19 protein-coding genes, 1 tRNA gene and 1 pseudogene are annotated in these 19,357 nt (G+C 63.1%); 11 read left to right on the top strand and 10 right to left on the bottom strand.

The annotated features are described in order from the left end of the window. Together VKR55_RS02255 and VKR55_RS02250 are read right to left on the bottom strand one after the other, a co-directional pair. Positions 1–541 (bottom strand): annotated as a pseudogene (locus VKR55_RS02255) (glutamine--fructose-6-phosphate transaminase (isomerizing)); the annotation flags it as partial. Between the two features lie 691 nt (positions 542–1,232). Beyond that, positions 1,233–1,892 carry a Crp/Fnr family transcriptional regulator gene (locus VKR55_RS02250; protein WP_475386254.1) on the bottom strand — a complete coding sequence of 220 codons (660 nt, stop codon included), beginning with the start codon at positions 1,890–1,892 and terminating at the stop codon, positions 1,233–1,235. A 107-nt stretch (positions 1,893–1,999) separates the two neighbouring features. Here VKR55_RS02250 and VKR55_RS02245 point away from each other — a divergent pair, with 107 nt between their 5' ends. Further along, positions 2,000–2,431, top strand: a complete 432-nt coding sequence (locus VKR55_RS02245; RefSeq protein WP_324399220.1) for a hypothetical protein — start codon at positions 2,000–2,002, stop codon at positions 2,429–2,431. On the opposite strand, the gene VKR55_RS02240 is transcribed toward VKR55_RS02245, so the two are convergent. Together VKR55_RS02240 and glmU are read right to left on the bottom strand one after the other, a co-directional pair. Beyond that, positions 2,407–2,613 carry a hypothetical protein gene (locus tag VKR55_RS02240; RefSeq protein WP_324399218.1) on the bottom strand — a complete coding sequence of 69 codons (207 nt, stop codon included), beginning with the start codon at positions 2,611–2,613 and terminating at the stop codon, positions 2,407–2,409. The genes VKR55_RS02245 and VKR55_RS02240 overlap by 25 nt on opposite strands. Before the next feature lie 138 nt (positions 2,614–2,751). Then, entirely contained in the window at positions 2,752–4,107 is a 1,356-nt protein-coding gene (gene glmU, locus VKR55_RS02235) for a bifunctional UDP-N-acetylglucosamine diphosphorylase/glucosamine-1-phosphate N-acetyltransferase GlmU (RefSeq protein ID WP_324399216.1), read from the bottom strand. A 168-nt stretch (positions 4,108–4,275) separates the two neighbouring features. On the opposite strand from glmU, the gene VKR55_RS02230 reads away from it, so the two are divergent. Both VKR55_RS02230 and VKR55_RS02225 read left to right on the top strand, forming a co-directional pair. Further along, the gene (locus VKR55_RS02230; protein WP_324399214.1) at positions 4,276–5,688 is read left to right on the top strand and encodes a hypothetical protein; all 1,413 of its coding nucleotides are present in this window, start codon (positions 4,276–4,278) and stop codon (positions 5,686–5,688) included. Positions 5,689–5,788: 100 nt separating this feature from the next. Further along, complete coding sequence (locus VKR55_RS02225) at positions 5,789–6,169, top strand: hypothetical protein (protein WP_324399212.1); 381 nt, start codon at positions 5,789–5,791, stop codon at positions 6,167–6,169. Here VKR55_RS02225 and VKR55_RS02220 read toward each other — a convergent pair. Beyond that, on the bottom strand, positions 6,129–7,754 hold the full coding sequence (locus VKR55_RS02220) for a glycoside hydrolase family 17 protein (RefSeq protein WP_324399209.1): 1,626 nt from the start codon (positions 7,752–7,754) through the stop codon (positions 6,129–6,131). The two genes, VKR55_RS02225 and VKR55_RS02220, sit on opposite strands and share 41 nt — an antisense overlap. A 261-nt stretch (positions 7,755–8,015) precedes the next feature. Here VKR55_RS02220 and VKR55_RS02215 point away from each other — a divergent pair, with 261 nt between their 5' ends. From VKR55_RS02215 to VKR55_RS02205, 3 genes are all read left to right on the top strand, one after another. Beyond that, entirely contained in the window at positions 8,016–8,591 is a 576-nt protein-coding gene (locus tag VKR55_RS02215; protein WP_324399208.1) for a beta-1-3, beta-1-6-glucan biosynthesis protein, read from the top strand. 185 nt (positions 8,592–8,776) lie between these two features. Further along, complete coding sequence (locus tag VKR55_RS02210) at positions 8,777–11,452, top strand: glycosyltransferase (protein WP_324399206.1); 2,676 nt, start codon at positions 8,777–8,779, stop codon at positions 11,450–11,452. Between the two features lie 235 nt (positions 11,453–11,687). Next, a tRNA-Lys gene (locus VKR55_RS02205) sits at positions 11,688–11,763 on the top strand. Positions 11,764–12,555: 792 nt separating this feature from the next. Here the strand turns inward: VKR55_RS02205 and VKR55_RS02200 are convergent. From VKR55_RS02200 to VKR55_RS02190, 3 genes are all read right to left on the bottom strand, one after another. After that, entirely contained in the window at positions 12,556–13,182 is a 627-nt protein-coding gene (locus VKR55_RS02200) for a hypothetical protein (RefSeq protein ID WP_324399204.1), read from the bottom strand. 626 nt (positions 13,183–13,808) lie between these two features. Further along, positions 13,809–13,979: a hypothetical protein gene (locus tag VKR55_RS02195; protein WP_324399202.1), complete on the bottom strand. Its 171-nt coding sequence runs from the start codon at positions 13,977–13,979 to the stop codon at positions 13,809–13,811. Between the two features lie 300 nt (positions 13,980–14,279). Continuing rightward, the gene (locus VKR55_RS02190) at positions 14,280–14,519 is read right to left on the bottom strand and encodes a hypothetical protein (RefSeq protein ID WP_324399200.1); all 240 of its coding nucleotides are present in this window, start codon (positions 14,517–14,519) and stop codon (positions 14,280–14,282) included. A 783-nt stretch (positions 14,520–15,302) separates the two neighbouring features. Here VKR55_RS02190 and VKR55_RS02185 point away from each other — a divergent pair. The 4 genes from VKR55_RS02185 to VKR55_RS02170 all read left to right on the top strand — a co-directional run bounded on the left by VKR55_RS02185 (position 15,303) and on the right by VKR55_RS02170 (position 17,421). Then, positions 15,303–15,521, top strand: coding sequence for a hypothetical protein (locus tag VKR55_RS02185; RefSeq protein WP_324399199.1), 219 nt, complete (start codon positions 15,303–15,305; stop codon positions 15,519–15,521). Positions 15,522–15,767: 246 nt separating this feature from the next. Next, positions 15,768–16,361: a formyltransferase family protein gene (locus VKR55_RS02180; RefSeq protein WP_324399197.1), complete on the top strand. Its 594-nt coding sequence runs from the start codon at positions 15,768–15,770 to the stop codon at positions 16,359–16,361. Between the two features lie 201 nt (positions 16,362–16,562). Beyond that, the gene (locus VKR55_RS02175; RefSeq protein WP_324399195.1) at positions 16,563–16,922 is read left to right on the top strand and encodes a hypothetical protein; all 360 of its coding nucleotides are present in this window, start codon (positions 16,563–16,565) and stop codon (positions 16,920–16,922) included. Then, the gene (locus VKR55_RS02170; RefSeq protein ID WP_414642283.1) at positions 16,867–17,421 is read left to right on the top strand and encodes a hypothetical protein; all 555 of its coding nucleotides are present in this window, start codon (positions 16,867–16,869) and stop codon (positions 17,419–17,421) included. The genes VKR55_RS02175 and VKR55_RS02170 overlap by 56 nt, the downstream gene beginning before the upstream one ends. 68 nt (positions 17,422–17,489) lie before the next feature. Here VKR55_RS02170 and VKR55_RS02165 read toward each other — a convergent pair whose 3' ends face one another. Together VKR55_RS02165 and VKR55_RS02160 are read right to left on the bottom strand one after the other, a co-directional pair. Further along, positions 17,490–17,690, bottom strand: coding sequence for a hypothetical protein (locus VKR55_RS02165; RefSeq protein WP_324399193.1), 201 nt, complete (start codon positions 17,688–17,690; stop codon positions 17,490–17,492). 16 nt (positions 17,691–17,706) lie between these two features. Further along, positions 17,707–18,105: a RidA family protein gene (locus VKR55_RS02160; RefSeq protein ID WP_324399226.1), complete on the bottom strand. Its 399-nt coding sequence runs from the start codon at positions 18,103–18,105 to the stop codon at positions 17,707–17,709. A gap of 175 nt (positions 18,106–18,280) precedes the next feature. Here VKR55_RS02160 and VKR55_RS02155 point away from each other — a divergent pair, with 175 nt between their 5' ends. Then, positions 18,281–19,159: a DMT family transporter gene (locus VKR55_RS02155; RefSeq protein WP_324399191.1), complete on the top strand. Its 879-nt coding sequence runs from the start codon at positions 18,281–18,283 to the stop codon at positions 19,157–19,159. Positions 19,160–19,357: the final 198 nt, after the last annotated feature.

Here is a 19,357-nt window from a genome sequence, read left to right as displayed (position 1 = left end):
CGACCGCAAGCGGCGAGCCCTTGCGAGCGCCGATCATCAAATCGTCCTCACCGGCAAATATGAAAGCGAGCGCGAAGGCGCCGCGCAATTGCTTGAGCGCCGCCGCCACCGCTTCGGCCGGCCTCTTGCCGTTGTTCATCTCCTCGGTGACCAGATGCGCGACCACTTCGGTATCGGTCTCGCTGCCGAATTTGTGGCCATTCTTGCCGAGCTTCTCGCGCAGCTCGCGGAAATTCTCGATGATGCCGTTGTGAACGACAGCGACGCGTTCGGTCGCGTGCGGATGCGCGTTGTTCTCGGTCGGCTTGCCGTGTGTCGCCCAGCGGGTGTGGCCGATGCCGGTGTTGCCGTCAAGCGGCGACGCCTTCAGTCGCGTCTCGAGGTTCTTCAGCTTGCCCTCGGCGCGCCGGCGCTCCAGCGTCTTGCCTTCGAGCGTGGCGACGCCCGCAGAATCGTAACCGCGATATTCCAGGCGCTTGAGTGAATCGACCAGTTGCCCCGCAACCGGTCCGCGCCCCAAAATGCCGATGATCCCGCACATGCGGTGCCATTCCCCCTTCCGAAGAAGATTCTCGAAACGCCCGCGGAATCTTTACCGACATTCGCCGCGTTCGAGATACTCAATAATTATTGCCGATTGCGACAGGGTTAAGCCTAAAGCTTAATATAGCACAAGAGCGCACATTCTCGCGGCGCATATCGCGTCCGAGGCTTGCTCCGTGTCACCCTCGTCAAGAGAGAGGGCGCAGGGAATGCCGGGTGCAGGCCGCACCCGCGAGCCTTGCGTGCAAAGGAAGTGCACTTTACGCACGCAAGCAACAACAGGGCAGCCGGAACAACCGGCATTCCCCGCGCAATGGTTTACGGCTTATACGCGCTCTCCCCGGAGTGCCGGGCTTGTTAGCCTCCGTCGCCTCGCTCATCATCAGGAGCGAGGCTTGACACCAGCGTCGGGGTGCCGGGACTACGCGACTTCGCCGTCCGCATCGGCTGCGCTCGTCGTGAGCAGCCTCCACGTCCATCGCATCCCGCTGCCTACGTTCGTGACGATCGGCCGAAACGCCCCTCTTGCTGGAGCGGGATGGGCGAAACTAATCATGATTTTCCGAAAAACGGAAGCGGAATATTTTTGCGCGGAGGGCTTGACATTGCTTCTGATAACGCGAAGTCGCGCCGAGGTGATTTGCCCGTCGCCTCACCGTCATTCCGGGGCGGCCCGCGTCCCAACAAGTCTACGACGGCGAAGTCGAGATAGGCGACGGAGACTCATCCGCTTTATCGGACTGCTCCGACGCCAGCGACAGGTTGTGAAACAGCCGTTTGCTGACGAGGTGCAGGAAATAGAAGCCGAACTTGGGATCCTGCACGTAGAGCTGCTTGACCTGGTCGTAGCTGATCCGAAGCAGTTGCCCTGCTTCCGTACATTCCACGCCGGCGCTTCGCGTCTGGCCGGCATGGAGCAGTCCAAGCTCGCCGAACACGTCGCCGGCATTGAGATCGATGGATCTTTCCGTGACCCGAAACCGGCCCGATACGACGAAGAACATTTCGTGCGCGGGATCGCCGCGGTGAAACAGCACTTCCCCGGCTTCAACGTTTCGCATGGAACTGAACGGCTTGACCCAATCCAGGTGCAGCTCGCCCCTGGTCGCGTCCTCGACCTGCCGGATCAGCGCAAGCATCTGGTGCAGCCTGAGAATGTTGAGCGGCAGCAGCACCACATGCAGGATCAGCACCGGATAGGCGTCGACGGCGTAGCCGTAGCCGATAAAGAGAACATTGCTGACGATGCCCGCGATCCGAAGCGGTACCATGGTCTTCATGTAGAAGGTCACGAAGACACAAGCCGCCGCCACATAGCCGAGCAATTCCGCGATTTGCGCGTGAGTCATGAACGACTTCCCAAGCGGGATGATGCTACACCGAATTTGACCTTTCGCACCTGCACTCTGCCTCGCGCCGCCTGTTCGCTGAAGCCCGTCTTCCGGCGAAGGTGGGCGTGGGACAGACGGCGGAATCCGAGCACTGCCCGGTGACGATGTCCCCGCCCGGCTCGCGCGGGCTGCCTGTCGTTTCCGTTTCCTTAACGCGGCCGTGGCTAGCCTCGTGGCGGTCCCCGAGCCTGGCCACGATGTCGATAGACGATTCCGTTCAGATCAAATGCACCCGATGCAAGAGCGCGTTTCGCGAACGCGCGAGACGCCTGCAGAACGGCTTTTCGCGCCAGTGCCCTGCTTGCGAGGTCGTCATCTTCTTCGACGAGGACTCGCAGAACCCGAACATCAAGCTCGCCATGCGCAGGGCGCGCCGCCTGCGCAAGGAATTGAGAGAGCTCGAGATCGCGGCGTTTGTGATGCCGTCGTCCGGCTCCGGATCATCCCGGCTGCGCTCCGGCCGTGGCCGTTCTCAGGCCAGATCGGAAGAAGAGTAACTGCAGCGCTGCCACGCCGCCCGCTGCCGCTCCGCGCGCCAGAAGAAACTCTCCTGCTCCGCCGTCACGACGGGATCGCGGTCTTTGTCCGCGACGGTGCTAATCTGAAGCGACCAGAACGCGGCCGCGTGCGTTGTGACGAAGGCCACCATGCCCGCCAACGCCGATGTCACCCTGCTCATGTCCAGCTTCCCCGCGTTGTTGCTGCACAGGGTGCGCGCGGCGAATGTTGGTTTCGTTAGCGAGCGTCCTTAACACTTTCGATGGTTGACGGCGGGTTGCTGTCCCTGCGGTAGCTGGATGCAGGCCGGCGTCAACGATCACGCCTTCGGCTTCCTGCCCCGCGTCTTGATCTCGCGATAGCGCGCCGCGCCGCCCTCGCGGATGCTCTGCTGGCTGCGCTCGACCGCCATCGCATCATCAGGGACATCCCTGGTGATGACCGAGCCCGAGCCGATATAGGCGCCGGCGCCAATCTTGACCGGGGCCACCAGCGAGGAGTTGGTGCCGACGAAGGCTCCCTTGCCGATGATGGTCTTGTGCTTGGCAAAACCATCGTAGTTGCAGGTGATGGTGCCGGCGCCGATGTTTGTGTTGGCGCCGATCTCGGCGTCGCCGATGTAGGAGAGATGGTTCACCTTGACGCCGGCTTCCAGCGTCGCGGCCTTGGCCTCCACGAAATTACCGATCTTGGCGCCCTCGCCGACCGAGGTGCCGGGCCGTAGCCGCGCAAAGGGGCCGATAGAGGCCTTCTTGCCGATCGCGGACTGCACGAGGTGCGAGAAGGAATGGATCACCGCGCCATCGGCAATGGAGACGCCCGGTCCGATCACCACGAACGGCTCGACGGTGACGTCTCTGCCGAATTGCGTGTCGGCGGAAAGATAGACGGTCTCGGGCGCGATCAGCGTGACGCCGGCGTCCATTGCCGCTTTGCGTAAGCGAGCCTGCATCACGGCTTCCGCTTCGGCGAGCTGCGCCTTGGTGTTGATGCCGCGCACTTCGTCTTCGGATGTTTCGATCACGACGGCCTCCAATCCCTGTTCTCTCGCGATAGCGACGGCATCGACGAGATAATATTCGCCCTTTGCGTTGGCATTGCCGATGCGGTCGAGAATTTTCAGCGCGCTCCGTCCGTCGAACGCCATCACGCCGGCGTTGCAGAGCGTGACCTTGCGCTCGTCCTCGCTTGCGTCCGCGTGCTCGCGGATCACGGTGAGGTGCTTGCCATGCATGAGGAGCCGGCCGTAGCCGGTTGGATCGGCGGCGCGGAAGCCCAGCACGGTCAGCGCCGCACCCTCTTTCAGCGGCGCGCGCATCCGTTCGAAGGTGTTGGCTGAGATCAGCGGCGTGTCGCCGAAGGCGACCAGGAGATCGTCCGTGCCGCGCGCAATCGCCGCGCGCGCCGACAGCACCGCATGCGCGGTGCCGAGCCGCTCGCGCTGCACAAAGGTTTCCGCATCGGGACGAATGCGCTTCACGGCGTCAGCGACCGCCTGATGGTCGGGGCCGATCACGACCGCAAGCCGCGCGCCCTCGCCATGCGGCGCGGCTTCAAGCACATGGACCAGCAGCGGCTGCCCCGCCACGGGGTGCAACACCTTGGGCAGCGAGGAACGCATGCGCGTGCCCTCGCCGGCCGCAAGCACAACAGTGAGGCTGGTCCGACCCTTCATCCGATTCCTTAAACCACCAGTTCCCCAGATCACCGGGCACAAGTTCCGTTGACGCGCTGTCATAATGCGTTTTCCCGTCCCCGCAAACGCCCGTGATTCAGGTCGGCGACGCAATTCCTGATAATGTTCCCTTGTGATTCGTTGAAATTCTGGGGCTTCTGACAAACCGTGGCGAAGGCTTCCGACAAGTCGGCCGGCGCCCTCGAGTCCGATAAAGCCGGGTTGCTGACCGGACTTTTCGCCGAGGAGAACGAGTTCGACCGCCGCGCGCTGTGGCGGATCGGGACATGGGGCGTGGCCGCGGTCGGCGCGGTCGTGCTGGCCGTCACGTCGAACCAATGGTCGATCGGGATCAAGCGCGACCAGGTCGCAGCCGCCGATCTCACACGACAGTCCCAGCAGATCCAATCGCTGACCAAGGAAAGCCAGAACGAGACGAGGCGGCTGGCTGCGGCCATCGACACGCTGAACAATGACCGCGATCGGCTGTTTTCGCGCGTGACCGTGCTCGAACAGGGGCTGGACTCGGTCACCGGCACCATCGCGAAAGAGACGGCCGCCGCCGCGCCGGCCGCCAATACCGTGCCAAAGCCGCCGCCAAGCGTAGCGCCGCCGCCGGCGACCCTGATGCCGCCATCGGCGGCGCCTACCAATAGCCAGCCGCAAGTACCGGGCCCGCCCAGCCAGGCGGCCGCGCCTGCCGTGGCGCCCGTCGCATCAGCCGTGCCCACGACGCCCGCCCCTGACAAGCCGCGCGCGGATGCGGCCAAATCCGAAGCCGCGCCACGGGCGATCGCCTCGCTGCCGCAGATCGCCGCGATCAAGCCGGCCGTGCCGCTGGCGCCGGTGCCCAGCCCGTCGCCCGCTCACGCGCCAGCCTTGGGCGCGATCAAATCGATGATGGGCCCGCCCGATCCGGCCGCGCCAAAACTTGAAGCGGTGAAGACCACGAATGCCGCAACACCGGCGCCGGCGCCGTCACCGCCTGCCGCCGAGGTCGCTGCGGTGACGCCGGAAGCCAAGGTTGAGGCCAAAGGGCAAGTCAAGGATCAAGGCAAGGACCAAGACAAGCCGGAAGATAAATCTCAGGACAAGGATCAGGAGAAGGCGCCGACTGATGCCGATGCCGCCAAGGTCCAGCGTACCGACTTTGCCGTCGAGCTTGGCGGCGCCAATTCGATTCCGGGCCTGCGCGCGCTGTGGCGTGGCCTGTTGAAGTCAAACAATGCGGAGCTTGCGGATCTTCGGCCGATCATCGTGCTGCGCGAAGGCAACAATGGCCTTGGCATGCAGCTTCGACTTGCCGCCGGTCCCCTGCAAAACGCCGCCGAAGCGGCCAAGATCTGTGCGGCGCTGGCCGAGCACAAGCGCACCTGCAACACCACCGTGTTCGACGGCCAGCGGCTCGCCATGGGGGCTGACGAAGAGCCGGCGGCGAACGGCAAACCGGCGACCAAGCCAACATATTACCGGCACTACTACGCGCCGCGGCACGCCGCCAAGAAGGAAGAGCCGCCGCCCCAACCGCCCAAGCAGGAAAGTTCGACCTTCTCCTCGCTGTTCGGTCTCAACAAGCACTGATATCGGCGTCAACACAAAGACTTGAACGGCGCTCCTCGAGTCGTTTGGAGGCCGGTCGAGGCCTTGCCCCTGTCCTCATTCGCAAGGCATAGTCGCCCGCATGAACAAGACCCCGTTCCGGCTGACCCCCTATCAGGTGCAATGGCTCCTGGTGGTGGGCTTCTTGACCCTCGGCTACGCGCTTTACGTGCGCTATCTCGTGATCGAGTTCTCGACTGTGGCGCTGGCCTGCGACGCCGGCCTCAGAACACTGCCCTGCCAGGCACGCGCGCTCGCAACCGTGCTGTTCAAGCACGAGGTGTTCGGCATCACGGCGCTGGTGATCGCAGGCTTGAATTTCATTCGCCCATCGATCGTGCTGTTGACCGTGGGGCTGATCGCCGCCTGCCTCGGCATCGTACTCTACAATATCGCGCTGGCCGGGCTTGCGATCGGGCTGTTTATTTTGGGCTTTGCGCGCCCCGCGCCCGCCACAGCGTGAATGCCAGCAAGAGATAGCCGGCGCAGGTCCACAGCGACTGCCAATTGTTCGAGCCTTCATGGACGCCGACATAGATGGCGGAGATCGCGAGCAATCCGGCAAAGACCTGCTCGGCGAGCGGACGCGACCCGCTTTGCGGGCGGTTCAGCAGGAGGCAGGCGAACGGCACCACGGCCATCGAAAGGCTCGCATAGGGAAAGTCGCGGTAGCGTGGATCGAACACGAAGCCGAGCGCGGTCTCGGTTGCGATCACCGTGGTGACGACGAGAGCCGCGCCCAGGCACCACATCGACGGCGCAAGCCTCAAGCCGTCACCGCGCGGACCGAACATGTCCAGAAATGTCGGCAGCGACCGCCCAGACACCAGCGCATTGGCGCCAAAGACCGACGCCACCAAGCCGGCCGCGAGCAACGCCCCCCATTGCGTCCAGCCGCCGACGCCGTAGCTCTCGTAGACCATCTTGTCGGCCGCGATCCCGAGCAGGCAGCCCGCTGATGTCGCCGTGATCGCCACCGCAACCCAGGAGGACAGCCGGGGCGTCCACGGTTTTCGCCGCGTGGTGAACCAAGCGGAGACGAACACGATTGCCGCGAACGCCATGCCTGCCCCCATCTGCCATTTCCACAAGGGGAAATTGCTGATGGCTTCACCGGGCGGATATTTCAGCGCGCGACGAGCCGAATCGAACAGGCCCCAATAGCCGCCGACGGTGCCTTCGAGCGCCCGCTTCCAGGGCTGGTCATAGGCTTCGATCAGGTTGACGCGAAAATTCTCCTGCTTGGCAAGCGAGAGGATTTCCGAGACCACCCGTGCCTGATTGGTCCGCGAGGGCAGCGCCCCCTCGCGCATCCGCCCCTCGCTCGGCCACCCGGTCTCGCCGATCAGGATTTCCTTGCCCGGAAAGGTCACCGCCATGCGCTGCCGGATCGCATTGACATGCGCGGCGGCGAATCTGGCAGGGATCGGGAAGTCTTCCCAATAGGGGAGGATGTGGATCGTGATGAAATCGACCACGTCGTAGATTTCGCGGTAGCGCAGCCAGTATTCCCAGACGTCGGCATAGGTGACGGGCACGCTGACCTGCGCTTTCACCGAGCGGATGATGGCGGCGAGGTCAGTGGTCGTCATCTCCCCGCGCAGCAGCACCTCATTGCCGACCACCAGCGAGGTGATGACGCCCGGAAATTCCTTGGCGAGCCGGATTCCGGTCGAGATTTGCGCAAAATTCTTGGCGCGGTCGGAGCCGAGCCAGATGCCCTGCATCACCTTTAGCCCGACCTTGGCGGCCACCGCCGGCACCTGGTCGAGGCCGTTCTCGATCGAATAGGTGCGCACGCAGTCGGAAATCTTGGCGAGCTGGGTCAGGTCCTGCTCGATCTGCTCTGCCGAGATGTAGGTTGTGGGATCGAGCGGCGTCTGCGCGCCGCGAAAGGGGGCGTAGGAGACGCAGAGCAGCTTTGCCGCCGGGTCGATCGGCGCGCGTGCAAGCGTGACCGGCGTGGCCAACCACCACCACACGCCTGCAATGGCAATCAGGGAAATGGGAAGAAGCGCCAGTGGCGTGCGAAAAGAAATCGTTTCCATCCTTTGGGCGGCGGCGGCACGTCGATTAGCGCCTGAAGTGTTCTCTGCCAAGAGCCCTGCCAGCGGCGCGAACCACTCATCGCGCTGGATAGCTTGACACGGCACGCTTTACCACTGTGGCGATAAAATCGTGACCTTGCTGGACAAATTCCCAAATACCAGTCATGGGATTCCGGCTGGGCGGTCTGCCGCATTGGGGACCTATTTGCTCGGCATCACCGAGGCCGTAGCCGGCTTTTTTGGTAACAAATCGGGGATTACATGCGTCGACCGGTGCTTCCACTTACGAATATGCTTTTGCGCCAGCTCGTCATCCCCGCATTCGCTCTCCTGTTGGCGTGCGGCAGCGCCGCCGCCCAAAGTGGCGACAATCACCCCCAGGACCAGGGGGCCAAGGGGAATGCGGCCGCCGCCGAGGCCGCAAAAAAAGAAAACGAGCGCAAAACTGCCGAATTCACCGAGGCGGCCCGAGCCATCAACGGCCCGGCCGGCAACCCCGAATGCGTCTGGCTCGGTCGGCGCGTGGTCCGCCTGATGTGGGTGGATGATCTCGACACGGCGTTTCGCCATCTCGACCTCTATGACCGCTTCGGCTGTCCGGGCGGTCACATCCAGGCGGCGTTCCGCTGCCTGACCCGGTTTGGCGCAGAGATCGACGACAAGGTTCCGCGGAGCCTGGATCTGAGGATTCATGCCTGCTGGATCAATCCGGACGCCCAGCCGCAGGCGGCGGCTGCCGCTGCGCCCGCCGCCACCGCTGCGACGCAGGGATCGGCCGCACCTGCGCCCGCCGCCTCGCCGGCTCCCTCGCCCTCGCCGCAGCCGCCCGCGAAATAGTGACGCGGCTGTGAGCACCGGAGCCGTTTGTTCACGAGCCAGCAAGGTTGGTGCCCTTAAAACGCCACTCGCGTCATACCAGTTGTGAAATGGCGCGGCAGGCTTATCCTTAAGCTTGCCGTCGTGTCGGTCGAACCTAGGGGACAGGTTCGTTTTCGCCCATTATGCCCCGCCAGGTCTTCGCGATGCGAGCCATCATCGCCGTTTTGTTGTTCGTCACGGCCGCCCACGCTGCGCTTTGGGGTGTCTTCCAGCAAAAACAGCAGGCTCCCGACTTCCGCGGCCTATTGCCGAGCGCTTCCTACACCCCGTTCGAGCCGGGTCACACGGTCGTCGACGTCGCCGCCGACTCTGCGAAGATCCGCGCCGACCTGAAGAAATTCTCCACCATCACGCGGGCGGTTCGCCTGTACACCTCGACAGAAGGCAGCGAGCTGGTGCCGCCAATTGCCGCCGAGTTCGGCATGAAGGTCATGGTCGGCGCCTGGATCGGCAAGGATGACAACCGCAACAGTCGGGAGATCGAAGCCGCCATCAATCTTGCCCGGCGCAACAGCAATGTCATCGGCGTCGTGGTCGGCAACGAGACCATCTTTCGCGGCGAGCAGAAGATCGACGACCTGATCAAGCTGATCAAGCAGGTCAAGTCGGCCGTCAACGTGCCGGTCAGCACCGGTGAGATCTACAGCATCTGGGCCCAGCATCCGGAGCTCGCCTCCAATGCCGATTTCATCGCGGCCCACGTCCTGCCGTACTGGGAGCGGTTCTCATCGACTGAGGCGGTGGATCAGGCGGTGAACCGCTACCAGTCGCTGCGCAACCAGTTCCCCGGCAAGCACGTCATGATCGCGGAATTCGGCTGGCCGAGCTCCGGTTACAATCTGGGCAACGCGGACCCCGGCCCGTTCCAGCAGGCCTCCGCGTTGCGCAACTTCGTCGTCCGTGCCGAAGCCATCGGCATGGACTACAACATCGTCGAGGCGATCGATCAGCCCTGGAAATACTTCGAAGGCGGCGTCGGTCCCTATTGGGGCCTTTTCACCGCCGCACGCGAGCCGAAATTTTCCTGGGTAGGACCCATCGTGAACCCCGACTACTGGAAGCTCGCGACGATTGCGCTTCTGGTCGGCATCCTGATGTCGCTGCCCATCCTGCGTCTCGCCGAGCCTACGGCGTTGCAGGCCTTCGTGCTGTCAACCGCGGCCAACGGCGTCGGCGCCTGGATTGCGACCGTGTTCGCCTATTGGGACAGCCATTACTTCGTCTTCGGCTCGTCGTTCGCGCTGATCCTCGGCCTGATCCTGTTGGTGCCGCTGATCCTGATCGCGATGGCGCGGATCGAGGAGATCGCGGCCGTGGCCTTCGGCCGCCCGCCCCGCCGGCTGATCGGCAGGACCGCGACGCTTGCGCCCGCCACCATCGGCGAGAACCTGACCTTCCCGAAGGTCTCGATCCACGTCCCGGCCTATTACGAGCCGGTCGACATGCTGAAGCAGACGCTCGATGCGGTATCGCGGCTCGACTATCCGAATTTCGAATGCGTGGTCATCATCAACAACACGCCGGACCCCGCGTTCTGGCAGCCGATCCAGGATCACTGCCGCTCGCTCGGTGAGCGCTTCAAGTTCATCAACGCCGAGAAGGTGAAGGGCTTCAAGGCCGGTGCGCTCCGCATCGCCATGGACCGCACGGCGGCCAATGCCGAGATCATCGGCATCATCGACGCCGACTATGTCGTCGATCCGGACTGGCTGAAGGATCTCGTGCCTGTTTTCGCCGACCCGCGCGTCGGCATCGTGCAGGCGCCGCAGGACCATCGCGACGAAGGCCGCTCGCCGATGCACTACATGATGAACGGCGAATTTGCCGGCTTCTTCGATATCGGCATGGTCCAGCGCAACGAGGAGAACGCCATCATCGTGCATGGCACGATGTGCCTGATCCGCCGCGCCGCGATGGACATGGCGGGCGGCTGGGCCGGCGACACCATCTGCGAGGACACCGATCTCGGGCTCGCCATCATGGAGCATGGCTGGCTCACGCATTACACCAACCATCGCTACGGCCATGGTCTCCTGCCCGACACCTACGAGGCCTTTCGCAAGCAGCGCCATCGCTGGGCCTATGGCGGCTTCCAGATCGTGAAAAAGCACTGGCGGCGCTTCCTGCCGGGCGCGAGCCGGCTGTCGCGCGATCAGAAGCGCGAATTTTCGCTGGGCTGGCTGAACTGGCTCGGGGCCGAAAGCCTCGGCGTGCTGGTCGCGATCCTGAACCTGATCTGGGTGCCGATCGTGGCCTTCGCCGATATCGCCATCCCCGACAAGATCCTGACGCTGCCGATCATCGCCGCGTTCCTGGTCTCGCTGATCCATTTCGTGTCGATGTACCGGATGCGGGTTGCAATCAAATGGGGCCAGACACTCTCCGCCATGGTTGCGGCGATGAGCGTGCAATGGACGGTCTCGCGCGCGGTCGCGCAGGGTCTGATCACCGAGCATCTGCCGTTCGCCCGCACCTCCAAGGGCGGGTTGTCGCGGATGTCGATCGAGTTTCAGGCGTTCTGGGAAGCCGTGATCGGCGTGCTGCTGCTCGTCGGCGCCGCCGTGCTGATCGTTACGAACAGCTACAAGCAGATCCGCGAAATCTACATCTTCGCGGGCGTCCTGGTGCTGGAAAGCCTGCCGTTCCTGTCGGCTGTCGCGATCGCGATCCTCGAGAGCTCGCGCATCAACTCGTTCCAGTTCTGGCGCAATGCCGGGGTGCGCACCGCGGAACTGATCGGCCTGCGCCCGGTGGCGCTGCCGTCGGTTGCAAGCCCTCCGCAGCCGGTCGCCTCCGAGGTGCATCGCGAGGCGGGCTAGCAACTTTGCCGCAATCCGCCGCAAGACTCGAAGGAACGTGCCTAACGGGCTGCGTGGTCATCGGAATCGACGGCGACGACCTGCGTTGATAAGCCGCGAGGTGCTATTGACCGCCACCAAGCCACCCCCTACACAGCGCCGTCTGGAGCATGAGCCCTTGAAAAAAGCCGCACGCGGCACGCCTTGAGGGGCTGGTATCCGGAGTTTTCCGGGCCGACATGTTCGTTCGACAAGTGAGCGCGTAGCTCAGGCGGTAGAGCACGTGACTTTTAATCATGGGGTCGAGGGTTCGAGTCCCTCCGCGCTCACCAAACAATATCTGTCCAGCCCGGAGACATGGGTAACAGAACGCACCTAGCTAGGACATGGGTGCACACGAAAGCGCAGGACCGAAGCCCCGCCGCTCTTGCTGGCCATCCTTTCGGACTAGCACCTATGGAAACTCACGTTGCATCCCGACTTAGGGCAAACTGCGGTCACGGCCCTCCCTGATCCAAGCCCCTGCTTCCCTGGGGCCGTCGGCCTCGGTACACACCGGATGTACCGAGGCCGTTTTGCTCTCGCGGAATCTTCCGATCGCTCTCCCTGGACGCCATAACGTCGCGCGGGACCGAAGCCCGCGGCGCTCACAGAGTATCACTCGATCGACAGCGCGAGGATGCCGAGTTCAATCAGAAAAACGGTGCAGCCCACAGCGAGTCCGAGAAAAACCTCATCGGGGGGAAGGGTCTTGATCCTCATGCGCGCCTCGCGTCATTTTGCGGCGTCTCACCTCAAAATGACCCAGGTCACCAGAAGTTCCGGTTCCCTTTTGCTTGGAAGTGAAAATCATCAGGAAGGCGCCGGATCGACGCTCCGCGTCTGGCGACGGCTGTGCTCGTGACTGGCGGCCCGACACATGCCCCCAGCCGGAGGTGTGCCGAGCCTAGCCAAGTCGCCGCGCTGGTCGACCCCGACCGGCCGGAATTAATCATGGCAGCAATGTGGCTGAGCCGCTATTGCTACGACGCAACAGTCTCGAACTATCGGTCGTGGAAATAGAAAACCCGCCGGGTGAGAAGCCGACGGGTTTCGCTCATGCCCGGTGTCGCGGCCCCATGTCTTCAGCCTTCCGGGGCTGGCGTGGTGACTGGAAAGCTTAGGGGAGCTCCTCCAACCGAGACAGGCCCTACAGGTTTAAGCTGCCGAGCCATCCTTTTGCGCATCGCTGCGGATAGCCGGTGACGAGCGCGCCCTTTTGGAATGGAGGACGTTATTTCCGGCGCGATCGCATTTTGCAGCGAGTCGACCTTCGCGATAAGCGTGGAAAGCTGAGCAGATATCTTGTTCACATCGACATGCTGGTCCGTGATGCTCTGTCTCAGAGAAGCAAGCGTAGTCGAGTCCTGCTGGAGCAAAGCCGTGTTTTGTTGCAATGAGGATCCATTGTCCCGCAGCGCGACAGCGTGTTGCTGCTGCGCCGACTGAATATCCTTCAAAGCGGCAACAACCGCGTCCGGTACTGGCGCCGGGGCTTCCTGGTGCGGAAGCAGTTCGGCTAGCTTACTGACATTCGGCAACGGAATGTCGAAAGAGGGCAGTGTGTAGATGGCCGCCGTGCCATTTATGGCCAAAGCGAACACCGACAGCGCCAGGATCGATTTCTGACTGGACCGCTTGCTCGATGCTTTGCTCGGCGCTGCGGATTCGAGTTGTTCGGTTTGACTCTGCGTTTCCGACGTCTCGGTCACGTGCTTGACCTCAAATGAGTGAACCAAGAAATGGAGCCGTCGCTGGATCGTCCTCGCGACGGCTCCTTTACGCGGCACCCATCTAAGCTGCCCTGGATTATGGGCTGATGAGATTAATTCCACGTTAGCGCCGCAACCGCTTGGCATGCGTCGACAGCCGCCGTCGGTGCAGCGCGCCGTTTGACTCGGACGCCAATTGCTGGCGCATGATTTTTTCGAAAGGCCGCTGCTCACTTTTGCGGATCGTGCGCCAGGCCCGGTTCCGGCAACCAATCTTCAACGTCCCTCGGCTATCCTGGCTCTATGCAGATTCGCCTTGGCCATTTCCGAAGGAAAGGATCGCGCAAGCGGCGCGAAGACCTCCTGAGCATTTGGCTTGAGGTCCTCAATCATTTCGACAATCCGATCCGACGGCGGGCCAGAAAGCTTCGGCTGACACAACGGCCCCGGCGCGACCTTCCGATGCGACATTCGCAGCCGACTGCCGGCCACGCCTGGCGGAGGTACGCATTGACGGTCTCTCGCACGCACGGCGCACGGTAGCTCGGCGTCGTTCGCCCCCAACGTATCGAGACCATACCGGCACCGGTGCAGGTTCGCGCCAGCGCCGCGGCCAACGCGCTGAGTCACGCGTCGGCCTGGCCACGCAGCAGCGCTTTGTGCAGATGCAGATAGACCCGGCACTGCATGCGATAGCGGCGGCGCGCCAATCTCTCTTCGCTCGACCGCCATGCGTGGCTGAGCTTGCGGTGCAGACGGTCGGCGTCGATCGCTTCCAGCATGTTGAGCGTCAGCATGGTGAGCCTCCATTGCCTAAGCGCTTGGTTCGGCCCAGCATCGAAGAGGTTGGGGCCGGCGTCGGTGACCCGGCTCACACCTCGGTCGTCCGGCTCGGTTCGGGGCGGTCAATCGAAATTTGCCGCATCAGTCGCCGCCAACAGACAGCCGGAAACACCGGTACGCCCATGGGAAGGTGCCGGGCGCGGCGTCCGGCTGTCTGACCGCATCGGCGGCTGCGGCTCGATCTATATAAGACTCAATGGCTTAAAGAAGTGTCTTCGGTTCCCGCACGAGGTATCAGGAGTCCGCTGAATATGTCAGAAGGCCGCCAGACTTAGCGTCGCCAAGCTCTGCCCGCGCGGCTCGAACGCCTGCAGCGCCGCGGCGATGATCCGGATCTCCTCGTCGATCTGCTCGATCGGCCGGCTGAAATCGTAGCCGCTGCGCCCCCTGAGATCGATTGAAAGCCGCCGGCGGTGCATCAGCAAATCCTCGATCGCCCGGCGGTTGCCGAGCTTCACATAGGTGTCGACGATTTTCTTGATGGCGGGTTCCATGTGCCTCATCCCCAAACACAAAACCCGCCGGCGAAATGCCAGCGGGACGGCCCATTCCCTACCCCACACAGATTACCAAAACTTTCGCGCGCCGTGGTTGCGCGATGACAAGGTGTGGGCCGATTTCCAGTCCGTGTGACCTTTCGGTGCGCGACCTCGATGCGCGCACGAATAACACGGTACCGTTCGTGGTTACGCCGCGAGCCTCACCTGATCCTTGTGAATGCCCACGCCTTCTTCATCGCAAGCGCCGTCGCGCGGCGTTGGCCGCATCCGGTCGCTCGTACGCGATGAAAACAAAGGCGACATTGGGGCGCGGTGCTTCGCCGTAGCCCGACTTCGGCAATCCACAATCGAGCTGCGCCGCGCGCAGCGCGCGTCGCGAAGAGCCGGAAAAATCAAGGAGGTATTCGTGACCGCGCCAGTGCCCACAGAGGTGCGGACAAGGAAGGCTCGAAAGTCAGCCGGTCCGATTAGCGACAAAGCCCGGCAATTTTGAGGAATTGCACGACAATATTCTTCTCGCTTTTTTTCAGAAACGCTTAAATGGTAGCGGTCAAACTTGAATGGGGGGAATCGGCGCGGCGGCGACCTGAGACCTTCGTTGCAGTCAACCAACCATTTGGGTGACTGCGTCGGCCGGGGACCTGTTGTGGCAGCAACAGCGGCATGAGAGTTCAGGGCGCTTAAGTCACGCAGAGGTTTTTAACCTCGCCCTTAACGCCGCAACAAAACCAGCGCGACTACGAGAGCCCGCTTGGGCTCACAAATGGGGCGCGCCGAATGAAACAAAAAGAAGCAAAGGTCCTGATCCTCCGCGAATGGGAGCGATGGCTGCAAACACAATCCATCGATCCCGATCATGCCACTGGCCGGGACACGCTGAAATTCTATTTCGAGCTTCAGGACAATCAGTCGGAGTTATTGGATTTCCAGTCACGGGGCCGCGACAAGTGGCACATCATCAACGGCTGGCTCCTGCGCGAGCAGCATTGCGTGTAGGATTGGCTCTCGCGCATCACCGATGAGCTGATCGACGCGCGTCACGCGTGGTCGGCGTGGACATCGACAAAGCCGGCTCCGGCGGGATTGCGGCAAGCGACATCGCATCGCTGGCATCCCAGCGCATGCGCCCGCCCCGGCTTGTTGATAACCCTCCCCCTCCGGCCGCGCAGGCGTTACAGAGCCCCGCGACATGGTATCGACGCGGGGCCAATTGCCTCGCGCTCGCCTTGAGGAAGGAAGACCATGCGGATTACCCTTGTCGGCTCGCGTCATTTCGGCGTGACCACGTTCAACATGCTGAGGGAGCACGGCGTCGAGATCGCGCGGGTGGTCGTGCATGACGACGAAGATCGCCTCGCCGCTGCCGCGAAGGCGGCCGGCATCGAAGTAATGGTGCAAGCCGATCCGAAGCTGGTCGTGGCCAAGGATATCGCACCGGGCACCGACCTCATCGTCACCGCGCACAGCCACGCGCGGGTGAGCAAGGAGGCGCTGGCGGCGGCCAGGCTCGGCGGCATCGGCTACCACCCCTCGCTCTTGCCCCGCCACCGCGGCATCGCGGCGGTGGAATGGACCATCAAGGAAGGCGACCCGATTGCCGGCGGCACGATCTATCATCTCGCCGAGCGCATGGATGCCGGCGCCATCGCCGCGCAGGAATGGTGCTTTGTGAAGAAGGGCGAGACTGCGCGCGAATTGTGGGAGCGTGCGCTGGCACCGCTCGGCCAGAAGCTGCTCGGCGAGGTCATCGACTACGCCAAGACCCACAACGCGCTGCCGGCAAAGCCGCAGGACGAGCAGTTCGCGACCAAGGCGCCGGCCCTCGCGCCGCATTAACCCTTCGTTCACTTCAAGGCTTGCACTGGCTCGGCCCGCGGGCTACCCAGCATCCGCCAATTTCGCCTTCCAGTGAGGCCCCAAGCTCGCGACCAAGTGTTTGGATTCGCTGGAACAATCCGCAATGTTGCGGCGCGGCAAATTTTGGACACATTTGCCCAAAATAAACCGCCTATCTCAGCCAAATCGAGGATTTGATTTATGCGTCTCAATCGCATTGGCCCAGCCTTTTTTGCTTTTGGCTTGTCCGTCCTGGCCACCTCGGCCGCCGCTCCCGCTTTCGCGCAGCAGCCCTATGACGGCGTCTGGAATGTCACCATTGTGACAAAGGCCGGCAGTTGCGAGCCGACCGCCACCTCAACGCTCACGGTGTCCGACGGTAGGATTTCCGCCTCCGGAGCCAACGTCTCCGGACGCATCGGACGAGAGGGCCTTGTTCGCGTCTCAATCAACGGTGCATATGCCAACGGACAGCTCAGCGGCAACGCCGGATCGGGAAAGTGGAATGGGGCTTCAGCAGGGATACCTTGCAGCGGTCGCTGGCAGGCGTCGCGGCAATAAATCGGATACGATCAACAACGCCCTCGTCGTGATCCGGCGGCTGCTGATGGCAGCCGCCGTTTTGTTTGAGGGCACACTGGTCAATTCAGCGAGCCATGCGCAGGCAGGTCCATTTGCAGGCCTGGCCGGAATCTGGAGCGGCGGTGGCACTGTGACGCTCGATGACGGCTCCAGGGAGCGCATCCGCTGCCGCGCGGTCTACAGGGTCGCGGGCGCCACCATGAGCATGACTCTGACCTGCGCCAGCGACGCCTACAAGTTCCAGCTCGCTGCCGACGTCGTCGATCAGGCGGGCGTGGTGTCGGGAAACTGGACCGAGACAACCCGCGTCATCAGCGGCACGCTGGCTGGCCGCGGCGGTGGCGGCAATTTCGACGTTGTCGCGAGCTCGGGCGGCTTCAATGCCAATATCTCGCTGCGCACCGCCGGCAACCGGCAGTCGATCGGCATGCGCGCCGACAGCCAGTTCCGCACGGCGGCGATCGCGCTGGCGAGATAGCTTCACACCGTCAATTTTGGAAAACGCGACGGCAATCCGGGAGATCGGGTTGCCCCGTTCGCTATCGACTAAACCGTCTTCGGCTTGGCGAGGCGTTCGGCCGTCTGCTTCAGGGTCTTCGCGACCAGCAGCGCCTGCTTCCTGGTGAAGGCAAAATCCTGCACGCCCTTATACGTGGTCAGGGACAACACCAGAATACTCGGCTCATGCTCGGGCCAGCCGGTGGCAAAGGCCGTGACGAAATCGGCGGATGTCGCTCGGTCGGTCATGTCGATCAAGCTCGCTTCACGCTGCAGGGACAAAGGCGGTGACTTCGATCTCGACCTTGGCCCTGACATCGACGAGACCGTCGATGTAGAGCAGCGTCGATGGCGGGAAGTTTCGGCCTAACGTCTCCTTCCAGGCCGCGCCGATGTCGCGGCCCGCGGCCTCGTATTCGCTGCGGCTGGTCAGATACCAGGTCAGGCGGACGATGTGCTCGGGCGCAGCACCCGCCTCGCCCAAGAGCTTGACGATCCGCTTCAGCGCGGTGGCGACCTGCGCTCCGAGCTCTGTGGCGTATTCGCCCTTCTCGTCGCCACCGGTTTGTCCGGCCAGCACGATCCAGCGGCCGGGACCGTTGAACTCGACGCCGTGCGAGAAGCCGCGCGGCTTTGACCATTCGGCCGGTTGCAGGATGCGCATCATCTTCTTGCCTCCGCTACTTTCTCCGTTCCCCTTAGCACCGACCGACAGCCACTCCCACCCCGGATTTCAAGCGCGGCGCATCGCTGCCCTCTCAAATTGCCCGTTGCAAGCGGGCGGACGCAGGGCCATATCGGCATGCCTGCCGTCATCCCCTCCCCGACAGTGTGAATCGATGCAACCGATCCCTTCCAAACCGATGGCCGCGCTGTGGATGGCCGGATGGCTCACGCTGATGCTGGTGATGGTGGTTGCCGGGCGCGAGGCGACGCGCGAGCTGAATGTGTTCGAATTGATGGAAATCCGCGCCGTCATCGGCTTCTTCCTGCTCATGCCGTTCGTGGTTCGCAACGGCGGCTTCCGCACGCTGAAGACCTCGCGGCTGCCGCAGCACATCGCGCGCAACCTCATCCATTACGGTTCGCAGCTCGGCTGGTTCTTCGCGCTGACCCTGATCCCGATCGGCCAGGTGGTGGCGATCGAGTTCACCATGCCGATCTGGACCGCGATCCTCGCCGCGAGTTTCCTCGGCGAGCGCATCACCTCCTGGAAGGCGATTGCGATCATGCTCGGCATCGTCGGCGTCGTCATCATCGTTCGGCCGGCGACAGGCGAGGTCAATCCGGGCCAGTTGATCGCGCTTGCCGCCGCAGTCGGCTTCGGCGTCTCGATGGCGCTGGTCAAATCGCTGACCCGCACCGAAAGCGCGCTCGCGGTGATCTTCTGGATGATCGTCGTGCAGGCCGTCGCCGGCTTCTTGCCGACGCTGTATTCCTGGGCGTGGCCGTCGACACATGCCTGGGGCTGGGTCATCGTGATCGCGATCTGCGGCACGTTCTCTCACTATTGCCTCGCCAGCGCGATGCGCTACGCCGACGCGACGATCGTGGTGCCGATGGATTTCCTACGGGTTCCGCTCACGGCGACCGTCGGCTGGCTCGTCTATGCAGAGCGGCTCGACATCTTCACGGTCTGCGGCGCTGCGCTGATCCTGACCGGCAATCTCTTGAATCTGAAGCCGAATGCGCCGGTGGCGGCCCGCGCCGGGACCTGATTGCGACGTGCCGGCTCGACCAAAGTCGGCCATCCATTTTGTGATCTAAATCACGCAAAGCCGGCGGGTGAATTGGATACCATCGGTCGCGGATGAAGAGCACCGCGGGCGACCTTCAGGAGTTGGGCATCAGTCCGTTTCTGGCGGATTTTTCCTGGCGCGGCGCGAGTGCTTTTCGTGTAAGCTGGCAGCCACGTG

The sequence above is a fragment of the Bradyrhizobium sp. genome, assembly GCF_035309285.1.
GTDB lineage: Bacteria > Pseudomonadota > Alphaproteobacteria > Rhizobiales > Xanthobacteraceae > Bradyrhizobium.
Note: the sequence above shows the minus strand (reverse complement) of the source record. Positions and strands in the feature narration are given on the sequence as shown.